This is a genomic window from Phenylobacterium sp. (assembly GCF_035944335.1).
GTDB lineage: Bacteria > Pseudomonadota > Alphaproteobacteria > Caulobacterales > Caulobacteraceae > Phenylobacterium.
Genome location: NZ_DASZBG010000085.1, coordinates 37,899 through 49,487, shown reverse-complemented (window position 1 = coordinate 49,487; position 11,589 = coordinate 37,899). Strand labels below are relative to the sequence as shown.

General features: G+C 70.3%; 10 protein-coding genes. 6 read left to right on the top strand and 4 right to left on the bottom strand.

Going from position 1 to position 11,589, the window contains the following annotated elements; all coding sequences use genetic code 11:
* The first annotated feature begins 1 nt into the window (after position 1).
* The 3 genes from kdpC (at position 2) to VGT80_RS14175 (ending at position 4,033) form a co-directional block, all read left to right on the top strand.
* Complete coding sequence (kdpC, locus tag VGT80_RS14185; protein ID WP_327456876.1) at positions 2 to 589, top strand: potassium-transporting ATPase subunit KdpC; 588 nt, start codon at positions 2 to 4, stop codon at positions 587 to 589.
* On the top strand, positions 586 to 3,252 hold the full coding sequence (locus tag VGT80_RS14180) for a sensor histidine kinase KdpD (protein WP_327456874.1): 2,667 nt from the start codon (positions 586 to 588) through the stop codon (positions 3,250 to 3,252). Before kdpC ends, VGT80_RS14180 begins: the two co-directional genes overlap by 4 nt.
* Before the next feature lie 91 nt (positions 3,253 to 3,343).
* On the top strand, positions 3,344 to 4,033 hold the full coding sequence (locus VGT80_RS14175; protein WP_327456872.1) for a response regulator: 690 nt from the start codon (positions 3,344 to 3,346) through the stop codon (positions 4,031 to 4,033).
* Between the two features lie 24 nt (positions 4,034 to 4,057).
* On the opposite strand, the gene VGT80_RS14170 is transcribed toward VGT80_RS14175, so the two are convergent.
* Positions 4,058 to 5,896: an NAD(P)/FAD-dependent oxidoreductase gene (locus VGT80_RS14170; protein ID WP_327456870.1), complete on the bottom strand. Its 1,839-nt coding sequence runs from the start codon at positions 5,894 to 5,896 to the stop codon at positions 4,058 to 4,060.
* A 67-nt stretch (positions 5,897 to 5,963) separates the two neighbouring features.
* Positions 5,964 to 7,001 carry a lysine-2,3-aminomutase-like protein gene (locus VGT80_RS14165; protein WP_327456868.1) on the bottom strand — a complete coding sequence of 346 codons (1,038 nt, stop codon included), beginning with the start codon at positions 6,999 to 7,001 and terminating at the stop codon, positions 5,964 to 5,966.
* Positions 7,002 to 7,124: 123 nt separating this feature from the next.
* On the opposite strand from VGT80_RS14165, the gene VGT80_RS14160 reads away from it, so the two are divergent.
* Positions 7,125 to 7,646, top strand: a complete 522-nt coding sequence (locus tag VGT80_RS14160) for a hypothetical protein (protein WP_327456866.1) — start codon at positions 7,125 to 7,127, stop codon at positions 7,644 to 7,646.
* A gap of 13 nt (positions 7,647 to 7,659) precedes the next feature.
* Here the strand turns inward: VGT80_RS14160 and epmA are convergent, their stop codons facing one another.
* Positions 7,660 to 8,697 carry an EF-P lysine aminoacylase EpmA gene (epmA, locus tag VGT80_RS14155; protein WP_327456864.1) on the bottom strand — a complete coding sequence of 346 codons (1,038 nt, stop codon included), beginning with the start codon at positions 8,695 to 8,697 and terminating at the stop codon, positions 7,660 to 7,662.
* A gap of 126 nt (positions 8,698 to 8,823) precedes the next feature.
* Between epmA and efp the strand changes: the two genes are divergently transcribed.
* Positions 8,824 to 9,390 carry an elongation factor P gene (efp, locus tag VGT80_RS14150; protein WP_327456862.1) on the top strand — a complete coding sequence of 189 codons (567 nt, stop codon included), beginning with the start codon at positions 8,824 to 8,826 and terminating at the stop codon, positions 9,388 to 9,390.
* A gap of 50 nt (positions 9,391 to 9,440) precedes the next feature.
* Positions 9,441 to 10,577, top strand: a complete 1,137-nt coding sequence (locus tag VGT80_RS14145) for a serine hydrolase domain-containing protein (protein WP_327456860.1) — start codon at positions 9,441 to 9,443, stop codon at positions 10,575 to 10,577.
* Here the strand turns inward: VGT80_RS14145 and VGT80_RS14140 are convergent.
* Positions 10,574 to 11,383, bottom strand: a complete 810-nt coding sequence (locus VGT80_RS14140; protein WP_327456858.1) for a hypothetical protein — start codon at positions 11,381 to 11,383, stop codon at positions 10,574 to 10,576. The two genes, VGT80_RS14145 and VGT80_RS14140, sit on opposite strands and share 4 nt — an antisense overlap.
* Between the last annotated feature and the right edge of the window lie 206 nt (positions 11,384 to 11,589).

The window sequence follows — 11,589 nt, the reverse complement described above, 5'->3', positions numbered from 1 at the left end:
CATGCTCTCCGACATCCGCCCGGCGATTGTCGCCACCCTGTTCTTCACCCTGCTGCTGGGGGTCGGCTATCCCCTGCTGGTCACCGGCATCGCCAAGGTCGCCTTCCCCGCCCAGGCCGAAGGCAGCCTGGTGCGGCTGAACGGCAAGGTGGTCGGCTCCGCCCTGATCGCCCAGGGCTTCGCAAAGCCCGAATACCTGCACCCGCGCGCCTCGGCGGCGGGGAACGGCTATGACCCGACGTCCTCGGGCGGCACGAACCTCGGGCCGCTCAACCCGGACCTCGCCAAGCATGTGAAGGCCGCGGCCGACGGCATCCGCGCCGAGGCGCCGGGCGTGGCGATCCCCGCCGACGCCGTGACCACCTCGGCCTCGGGGCTCGACCCCGACGTCTCGCCCGCCAACGCCGCGCGGCAGGCGGCCCGCGTCGCCGCGGCGCGGGGCGTGCCCCTGGGCACGGTTCGGAAGGTGATCTCGGACAACACCGAGGGGCCCTGGCTCGGCGTCTTCGGCCAGCCGCATGTGAACGTCTTGAAGACCAACCTGGCCCTCGACGCCGCCCTGCCGCGCGCTCAAGCTAGGAGGCCATGACGCAAGACGCGCTCAGGCCCGATCCCGACGCCCTGCTCGCGGCCGCCCATGCGGGCCGCGGCCGGCTGAAGGTGTTCCTCGGCATGTCGCCGGGGGTCGGCAAGACCTACGAGATGCTGCGCGCCGCCCGCAAGCGTAAGGCCGAGGGCGGCGATGTGCTGGTCGGCGTCGTGGAGACCCACGGCCGCAAAGAGACCCAGAGCCTGCTGCGCGGCCTGGAGGTGCTGGCCCGCAAGCCCATCGACTATCGGGCCCGCACCCTGCTGGAATTCGACCTGGACGGAGCCCTGGCGCGCAGGCCGGGCCTGCTCCTGGTCGACGAATACGCCCACTCCAACGCGCCCGGCTCACGCCACCCCAAGCGCTGGCAGGACGTGGAGGAGCTGCTGGCCGCCGGCATCGACGTCTGGACGACGCTCAACGTCCAACACTTGGAAAGCCTGGTGGACGTGGTCTGGAAGATCACCGGCATACGCCAGCGCGAGACGGTGCCGGACGTGGCGCTCTCCCACGCCGACGAGATCGAGCTGATCGACATCACCCCAGCCGAACTCCGCGAGCGGATGGCGCAGGGCAAGGTCTATCTGGCCGACACCGCCAGGCTGGCCGCCGACCGTTTCTTCAAGGTGGAGAACCTCACGGCGCTGCGGGAGCTGGCCCTGCGCCGCGCGGCCCAGGCCGTGGACGACCAGCTGATCGGCGCCATGAAGCGGGCTGGCGTCGAGGGGCCGTGGGCGGCCGGCGAGCGGATCCTGGTGCTGATCGGCCCAGACGCCATGGCGGGCTCGCTGGTGCGGGCCGGGCGGCGGCTGTCGGATATGATGATGGACGCACCCTGGACGGTCGCCCATGTGGAGCGGCCCAACGGGCCCGCCCCCGATCCGGCCGCCGCGCAGAAACTGCGCGAGGCCCTGAAGCTCGCCGAACAGCTCGGCGGTTCGACCGTGACCCTGACCGGCGACGACCTGGTGACCAGCGTCCTCGACTATGCGCGGCGTAACAACCTGACCCAGATCGTGGTCGGCAAGACCGCGCGCCGGCGCAATCCCTTCCGTCGCAACCTGATCCACGCCCTGCTCGACGAGGCGGTGGGCGCGGCGCTGCACGTGATCACCGAGAGCCCCGACGGCGAGCGGACGGCGCCGCCGGTGCGCCGGCCTGTCGAGGTTCCATGGATGGGCCACCTGGCCGCGCTCGCCAGCGTGTTGGCGGCCAGCGGCGCGGCCTATGTGCTCGACCGCTATGTGCAGAGCGCCAACCTGGCGATGGTCTATCTGCTGGGGGTGCTGGTCTCGGGCGTGGCCTTTGGCCTATGGCCCGCGGTGACGGCCGCGGCGGCCTCGGCCCTGGTTTACAATTTTTTCTTTCTGGAGCCGCGGCTGAGCTTCTACATCGGCCACGCCGGCGACGTGTTCACCTTCGTGGTGTTCTTCGTGGTGGCCATGGCCACCGGCTGGTTGACCGGCCGGGTGCGCGACCAGGCCCGGGCCACGTCGCGGCGGGCGTCCGGCATCGCCGCGGTGCTCTCGGCGACGCGCCGGCTGTCGGGCGCGGCCAAGGCCGAGGAGGCGGCGAGCGCGCTCGCCGAACAGCTGGCCGCGGCGACCGGCGCCAAGGCGGTGGTGCTGACGCCGGCGGGGGAAGACATCGCCATCGCCGCCGCCTCGCCCGCCGGGGAAATCCTCTCGCCCGGCGACATGGCGGCCGCGCGCTGGGCCTGGGAGAAGGGCGAGCCCGCCGGCGCCGGCACCGGCACCCTGCCGATGGCCGCCTGGACCTTCCGGCCGCTGCAGGGGGTGAAGACGCGGGCCGGCGTGGTCGGCGTGGAGCCGGCCGCGATCGCCACCGAGGACGGCGAACGGTTCGTGGCGGCCCTGCTCGACCAGGGGGCGGTGGCGCTGGAGCGGGCGGAGTTGGCGGCGACGGCGGCCGACGCCGAGGCGCTGCGCCGCACCGACACCCTGCGCTCGGCCCTGCTGAACTCGGTCAGCCACGACCTGCGCACCCCGCTCTCGACGGTGCTGGGCTCCGCCACCACCCTCATCGACTACGGCAAGTCGCTGACCCAGAAGGTCCGCGACGATCTGCTGCTGTCCATCCGCGAGGAGGCGGAGCGGCTGAACCGCTACGTCGGCGACCTGCTGGACATGACGCGGCTGGAGGGCGGGGCCCTGGTCACCCGCCGCGAATGGACCGACCCGCGCGACGTGCTGCGCGCCGCGGTGGGCCGGGTGAAGCGCCGGCTGGAGGGCCGCAAGGTGGCCTGGGACTTCCCCGACCAGATGACCCTGGTCATGGCCGACGCCTCGCTGCTGGAACAGGCTCTGGTCAACATCCTGGAGAACGCCATCGCCTACAGCCCCGATAAGACGGCGATCGAGGTGGCGGCCTATGAGGACCGCCGCAATGTGGTCATCTCGATCGAGGACGAGGGGCGCGGCATTCCCACGGCGGAGCTGGAGCGCGTGTTCGAGAAATTCCGGCGGATGGACGAGGCGACCGACCGCGGCAAGGGCGCCGGGCTGGGCCTGGCGATCTCCAAGGGCTTCGTCGAGGCCATGGGCGGGCGGATCGCGGCGGCCTCGCCGATCCACGACGGACGCGGCACGCGGATCCTGATCAGCCTGGCCAAGGAAACCGTCACCCCCGAGTTCATGCTGTGAGCCTTCTTCGCCAAGGCCTCGAAGGCCAGGTCTGCGACTTGCCGGCCGACGAAGGACCTGTCCTCCGAAGCTCCGCATGGAGCGTAGGAGGATGAGCGACTACAAGCCCCGCATCCTGGTGATCGACGACGAGCCGCAGATCCACCGGTTCCTGGGCCCGGCGCTGGAGGCCGCGGGCTACGAGCCGGTGCGCGCCGACACCGCCGCGGCGGGGCTGAAGGAGCTGGCGCGCAAGGCGCCGGACGCCGTGGTGCTCGACCTCGGCCTGCCGGACATGGACGGCAAGGCGGCGCTCGCCAAGGCGCGGGCCTTCTACGAGGGGCCGATCATCATCCTGTCGGCGCGCGACCGGGAGACCGAAAAGATCGACGCGCTGGACATGGGCGCCGACGACTATGTGGAGAAGCCGTTCGGCGTGGGCGAGCTGCTGGCGCGGCTGCGCGTGGCGCTGCGCCACCGGCTGCGCGACGACGGCGCCGAACCGGTGGTGACCTCCGGCGACCTGACCATCGACCTGATCAAGCGGCTGGTCACCCGGGCCGGCGAGGCCATCCGGCTGTCGCCGCGCGAATACGACCTCCTGGCCCAGCTGGTGCGCGGCGCGGGCAAGGTGGTCACCCACCGCCAGCTGCTGACCGCGGTCTGGGGCCCGGCGCACGAACAGGACGTGCAATATCTGCGGGTCTTCGTCGGCCAGCTGCGCCAGAAGATCGAGCCGGAGCCCTCGGCGCCGGCGCTGATCCTCACCGAGCCCGGCGTGGGATACCGGTGGATAGGCTGAGGGTCCTGCTCGCCGCTTGATTTGCTACCCGTTGGCCGGCCAGGCGCGGGTGAGCTCCAGGCCCGGCATCTCGCCCGTCGAGCGCCAATCCTCCAGCACCTTCACGAAGGCGACCGGCCCCGCGCCATAGGAGGCGTTGCGGTTGCTCATGGCCCGCACATTGCCCTCGTTGTTGTAGTAGCCGGGGGTGCATTCCTCGAGGAAGCCCTGGCGCATCAGGGCGAGCTTTTCGATGGTCGCGACCCAGGCGTCCTCGGCGTCCTTGGCGGCCTCGACCGCGGCGATCCCCTCGGCATGGCAGCGGCCGAGGATGTAGCCGATATGCTTGGCCTGCTCGTTGATCATGTGCGGGAAGTTGGCCGAGAAGCCGGACTGGGTGTTGGAGATGATGAAGCAGTTGGGGAAGCCGTGGCTGTGCAGGCCGTGCAGGGTGGCCGCCCCGTCGCGCCATTTGTCGGTGAGCGTCAGGCCGTCCTTGCCGGTGATCTCGTAGCCGGCCCGGCGGGCGTAGTCGGTGCCGACCTCGAAGCCGGTGGCGTAGATCAGGCAGTCGAGCTCGTATTCGTGGCCATCGACCACCACGCCCTTTTCGGTGATCCGCTCCACCCCGCGGCCCTGGGTGTCCACCAGCTGCACGTTCGGACGGTTGAAGGCGGCGAGATATTCGTCGTGGAAGCAGGGCCGCTTGCAGAACTGGTTGTAGTAGGGCTTCAGCGCCTCGGCGGTCTGCTTGTCGGCGACGACGGCGTCCACCCGGGCGCGGACCTGCTCCATCTTCTTGAAGTCGGCGAGCTGCATCAGGGCGGCGGGGTCGTCCACCGGCTCCCCGGCCGCGGCCTTGCGGCGGGCCAGCAACAGGATGTTGCCGATGATGTCGGTCCAGCCGTCGTTGACCAGGTCTTCCTCGGCGAAGCCGCCGGAGACCAGGGTGTTGAAATTGTCCATCCGCTTTTGCTGCCAGCCGGGCGTCAGGGCCTTGGCCCAGTCCAGGTCGGTCGGCCGGTTGGCGCGCACGTCGATGGACGACGGCGTGCGCTGGAAGACGTAGAGCTGCTTGGCGCCCTCGCCCAGGTGCGGGACGCACTGCACGGCCGTGGCGCCGGTGCCGATGACGCCGACCACCTTGTCCTTCAGGCCCGTGAGCCCGCCATCCGAGGTTCCGCCCGTGTAGCCATAGTCCCAGCGGCTGGTGTGGAAGGAATGGCCCTTGAAGCTCTCGATGCCCGGAATGCCGGGCAGCTTCGGCCGGTGGAGCGGGCCGTTGGCCATGACCACGAACTTCGCCCTCATGGCGTCGCCGCGGTTGGTCTCGATGATCCAGCGGTTCGCGGCCTCGTCCCAGCGCAGCGCCTTCACTTCGGTCTGGAAGCAGGCATTGGAATAGAGGTCGAACTTCTCGGCGATCGCCCGGGCGTGGCGCAGGATCTCCGGGGCGCGGGAGTATTTCTCGACCGGCATATAGCCGACCTCTTCGAGGAGCGGCAGGTAGATGTAGCTCTCGATGTCGCAGGCCGCGCCGGGATAGCGGTTCCAGTACCAGGTGCCGCCGAAATCGCCGCCCTTCTCGATGATGCGGATGTCCTTCACCCCGGCCTCGCGCAGGCGGGCGCCGACCAGCAGGCCGCCGAAGCCGCCGCCGATCACCGCCACCTCGACCTCGTCGGTCAGGGGCGCCCGCGTGAACCCGGGCGCGATGTAGGGGTCGTCCAGGTAGTGGGCGAACTGGCCGGCGATCTCGACATATTGGGCGTTGGCGTCGCCGCGCAGCCGCTTGTCGCGCTCGGCGCGGTACTTTTCGCGCAAGGCCTCGGGGTCGAATCCCAGGTCGTCGCGCTCGGCGATCGTCGAGCCTTCATCGGCCATCTGGCGTACCTCTTGTTGGCCAGCAAGCCTGCCGGTTCAAACAAGCGTTCGCAAGCCTGACGCCACGTCAGCGGGTCTGCGGCGGATAGACGTGGCGGGCGCCGGCCGGATCCTCGACCTCGCCCGCGTGCAGGTAGCCCGGCCCCACCGGGACCTTGCCGTGGCCGCCGGGGATGTCGAGGACGTAGGTCGGCTGGCACAGGCCGGAGACGGCGCCGCGGATGGCCTTCATCAGAACCTGACCCTCGGCGAGCGAGGTGCGGAAGTGGCCCGTGCCCGGCGCGAGGTCGGCGTGGTGCAGGTAGTAGGGCTTGATGCGGGTCTCGACCATGGCGCGCATGAGGGCGGTGAGCGTGGCCGGATCGTCGTTGACGCCGCGCAGCAGGACGCTCTGGCCGAGCATCGGAATGCCGGCGTCGACCAGCCTGGCGCAGGCGGCGCGGGCCGCGGGCGTGAGCTCGCCGGGGTGGTCGGCGTGCAGGGCCACATAGACGGTCTTGGAGGACCCCTTCAGGGCCGCCACCAGGGCGCCGGTGACGCGCCCCGGGTCCACGGCGGGCACGCGGGTGTGGAAGCGCACCACCTTGACGTGGCCGACCGCGTCCAAGCGGGTCATCAGATCGGCCAGGCGCCGCGGCGACAGGATGAAGGGATCGCCGCCGGTGATGATGACTTCCCAGATCTCGGGATGGGCGGCGATATAGCCCACGGCGGCGTCGAGCTGGGCGGCCTTGAGCGGGCGCAGGCCGGTGGGGCCGACCATCTCGCGGCGGAAGCAGAACCGGCAGTAGACGGCGCAGGCGTGGTTGGCTTTCAGCAGCACGCGGTCGGCGTAGCGGTGGACGACGCCCTCGACGGGCGAATGGGCCGCGTCGCCGATCGGATCGGCGGATTCCTCCGGGACATGCCGAAGTTCGGCCTCCGACGGGACGAACTGGCGCGCGATGGGGTCCGCGGGATCGAAGGCGTCGACCAGCTCGGCCATGGCGGGCGTGATGGCCACGGCGTATTGCCCGGCGACCCGCTCCAAGCCGGCGAGGTCGGCGGGGTCGATCAGGCCGGCGTCGGCCAGCGCCTGGGGGCTGCGAAGGGTCTGGACGGTCATGGGCCGGCGGTATGGCGCCCGCTCGCCCGCTCGGCAACGATGCGCCGGTCGGGGGCCGGCGATCCGGCTAGGCGCCGGGCCGAACCGGGCCTAGCTTGGCCTTGGCTGCATTGGGGGACATCGATGCGGACTGCAATTCTCGCGCTCGCCCTGGCGCTGCTCGCGCCGACCATGGCGCTCTCGCAGACCGCCGCCTGGAAGACCCTGAGCTATCCGGACCTCCACATGACCCTCTCCGCCCCGGCGGACATCGCCCCGAAGATCTCGCACGAAACCATCCCGGCGGCGGGCAAGCAGGTGCCGGCCACCATCATCGCCTTCCTCCTGCCCCAATACGGCGACGCGGGCCTGCAGGTCATGGTGATGGACTTCACCGGCCTGGGCCTGCAGGCCGACGTGGACGCCGCCGCGCGCGGCGTGGTGGCCGCGGCGCCCGACGCGACGCAGGTCTCGATCACCCCCATCAGTTTCCAGGGCGCGGCGGGACGGGACATCAGCCTGCACACCGGGGGTCGGCTCTTCAAGGAGCGGCTGATCGTGATGGGCGCCCGCATGTACCAGATGCAGACGATCACCGCGCCGGGGGCGACCGCGCCGCTGTCGGAAACCGACCGCTTCGTCGCGGGCCTGACGATCCTGCCTTAGAGATTGGCCTGCCTTAGAGGCGAGGCGGCGGAAGATCCGGGACCGGACTCCAGAGCACCTGGTCGATGCGGCTCGCGCCGGTCGCCAGCATGACCAGCCGGTCGAAGCCGAGCGCCCCGCCGCTGGCCGGCGGCATGTGCGCGAGCGCGGCCAGGAAATCCTCGTCGATGGGGTAGCGCTCGCCATAGAGGCGCTGTTTCTCCGCCATCTCCGCCTCGAAGCGGCGGCGCTGTTCGGCGGGATCGGTGAGCTCGCCGAAGCAGTTGGCGAGCTCGACGCCGCAGGCATAGAGCTCGAACCGCTCGGCGACGCGGGGGTCGGAGGGCTGGGGCCGGGCGAGCGCGGCCTCGGAGACCGGGTAGTCGCAAAGGATGGTGGCCCGGCCGATCCCGAGGTTCGGCTCGACCTTTTCGACGAGCACGCGGCTGAACACGTCGGCCCACGCATCGTCGTCAGCGACGCGAATGCCCGTGGCGCGGGCGGCGGCGGCGAGGTCGGACGCGAACAGGTCGAGGCCGGCGTAGCGGTCGAAGGCTGCGGCGACCGTCAAGCGTTCGGGTTCGGCTGTTGGATCAACGATTTGGCCGCGAAAGCTCAACTGCCTGGAGCCGGCGGCGTCGGCCGCCAGCCGCAGCAGGGCCGCGCAATCGGCCATGATCGCCTCATAGGGCGCGTTCGCCCGGTACCACTCCAGCAGCGTGAACTCGGGATGGTGCAGCGGCCCGCGTTCGCGGTTGCGCCAGACGCGGGCCATCTCGAACAGCTTGGTCTCGCCGGCCGCCAGCAGCTTCTTGGCGGCGAACTCCGGCGAGGTGTGCAGGTAGAGCCCGGCCCCCTGCCCGTCCGGCCCTATCGCCCGGGTCTCGAAGGCGTGCAGGTGCGCCTCATTGCCCGGCGAGATGGCGAGCGCGGCCACGGCGGTCTCCACGAACCCCTGGTCCTCGAACCCGCGGCGGATCGCGGCCGCGACGCGGTTACGGGCCAGCAGAAAGGGTCTGCGGTCGGCGTGGCGGTCCGGGCTCCACCAGGAGGAGGCTTGAGGCGCTTTCAAAGGGGTGCGACCGGCGTGGGGCTGGCGATTTCAGGGAAGATCGCTATAGGGGCGCACCAACCGTTTGATTAGCGGAATCGCGCGCCACGAGGGCGCGAGCCCCGCGCGCATCGAGGAAGATCTTACGTGAAAGTCTCCGCAAGCTCGCTCCGCAAGGGCAATGTCGTGGACCTGCAAGGCAAGCTCTACGTGGTCCTGCAGGCCCAGAACATCCACCCCGGCAAGGGCACGCCGGTCACCCAGCTGGACATGCGTCGCATCTCCGACGGGGTGAAGATCTCCGAGCGCTACCGCACCACCGAGACGGTGGAGCGGGCCACGGTGGACGACCGCAGCTACACCTTCCTCTATTCGGACGGCGAAGGGTTCCACTTCATGAACCCCGAGACCTACGACCAGCTGATCGCCACGCCCGAGGTGATCGGCGAGGCGCACTACTATCTGCAGGACGGCATGAACGTGAACCTGTCGACCCACGACGGCGTGCCGATCGCCATCGACCTGCCGCGCCTGGCCACCTTCGAGGTGGTCGACACCGAACCGGCGGTGAAGAACCAGACGGCCTCGTCGTCGTACAAGCCGGCGGTGCTCTCCAACGGGCTGCGGACCATGGTCCCACCCTACATCGCCGTCGGCACCCGGATCGTCGTGCTGACCGAGGACGGCTCCTACCAGGAACGCGCCAAGGACTAGGCTCCGGACTCCGGAGGTCCTAGGCTGCCGCCGAACGGCGGAGAAACGGCATGGCGCGGGACATAGCGGACGGCTTCGTGCAGGACCGCTTTGCGGCCGTGCGCGAAGGGTTCGAGGCCAATCTGGCGAGCGGCGCCGATGTCGGCGCCTCGTTCTGCGCGACCCTGGAGGGCGAGATCGTCGTCGACCTCTGGGGCGGCTTCGCCGATCCGGCGCGGACCCGGCCCTGGACCCGCGACACCATCGTCAACGTCTATTCCACGACCAAGACCATGACGGCGCTGACGGCGCTGCTGCTGGCCGACCGCGGCGAGCTCGATTTCGACGCCCCGGTCGCCCGCTACTGGCCCGAGTTCGCCGCCAACGGGAAGGCGGGCGTCAAGGTCAGCCACCTGATGAGCCATTCCGCCGGGCTCTCGGGCTGGAAGGAGCCGATCACCAAGCAGGACCTCTACGACTGGGACAAGGCGACCAGCCTCCTGGCGGCGCAGGCGCCCTACTGGGAGCCGGGCGCCGCGTGCGGCTATCACGCCCTGACCCAAGGCTACCTGGTGGGCGAGGTGGTGCGGCGGATCACCGGCAAGTCGATCGGCACCGTGTTCCGCGAGGAGATCGCCGAGCCGCTGGGCGCGGATTTCCACATCGGCCTGCCCGCCTCCGAGGACGACCGGGTGGCCGAGCTGATCCCGCCGCCGCCGGGCTCGGCGGTCGGCGACGGCCAGCAGACCGAGCTGCAGGCCAACATGAGCCACAATCCCGGCATCGACGTCGCCGAGACCCGCACGCGCGCCTGGCGCGGCGCGGAGATCCCGGCGGCCGGCGGAACCGGCAACGCGCGCTCGATCGCCCAGGTGCATGCGATCCTCGCCAACGGCGGCGTCGCCCAGGGCAAGCGCTTCATGTCGGAGGCCGGCTGCCGCAAGGCGCTCGAACTGCAGATCGAGGGGCAGGACCTGATCCTGAACGCACCCGCGCGGTTCGGCCTGGGGTTTGGCCTGGCGGGCGGCATCGTGCCCCTGCCCCACCCCAACAGCCTGTTCTGGGGCGGCTATGGCGGATCGCTGGCGATCATCGACATGGATGCCCGCACGACCTTCGGCTACGCCATGAACCGGATGGCGCCGACCACCACGGGCGACCTGCGCGCGCTCAGCCTGGTCATGGCCATGTGGCAGGCGCTGGGCTAGGGCTTCCCGTCTAGAGGTCGCGGCGGGGCGATATGGCCTCCGTCGATCTTCCAGACCTGGCCGCCGGCCATCACGTACATCGGCTGGCCAGCCTGCATCTGCAGAAAGACATGGGTCTCGACCGGCGTCGGAGAGACGACGTGGGTCACGAAGATGGCGACAGGCTTGATGCCGCTGGCTGGGGCTGGCGCCGTCATTACGAGGCAGCTTCGCGATAGGGCGTCCATCCTGACGACGGTCGCGCCGTCGGCAGAGATCGTGAAGCGGTAGTGCCCACCGATCGGCACCTCGCCCGCCTTGACCATCGGGGCGAGCAGCCAGACCAGCCAGCCATCCCCACCCGGATCTTTCAGGACAACGGAGTTGTATCCAGCGCGACAGACCTGCGTCAGATGGGCGACAGCTGTCTGACGGGCGGCGAATGCGGCGCGTTCCTCAGGGGCAAGGCTGCGCTCCGCAGGCTCGGACACGCGCGTCTCGCCCTTCGGCCCGACTTCGACGTCATAGCCGGCCTCGAGACCATGGCCGACATCGCGCAGGAAGCGCACGCGCTGCACATCGCCCTCGCCCTCGACGATCCAGCCCTTCACGCCGGCGCCATGGATATCTTTGAGCTGCGCCTGCAAGGCGTCCGTCGCCCGCCAAGCGGCGCTGTCCTGACGGTAGATCGTCCGGCCGAGCCGCTCGATGGTGGCGATGTCGAACTCGCGAATCGCCGGGGCCTGTGTCGGGGCGGCGGGCTGCGCCAGCACTGGCGCTGCGAGGACAGTGGTCAACAACGCGGCCAAGGCCATCAAGAGACGCATCTTCGGAGCCTAGGCGCGCGCGCCTAGGCTCACAACCCGAGGGGCTCGACGGTCTCGTCGCCAGTCATCGGGCTCGGCCCGCGAGGTCCGCGATGGCCTCGGCCTCATGCGACTTGACCGCCAGGGTGGCTCGCCGTACCCAGCCGTCCATGATCGGACGCGCCCGCCTTTCCGGCCGCTATTACCGCCTGCCCTGACGCAGGCGC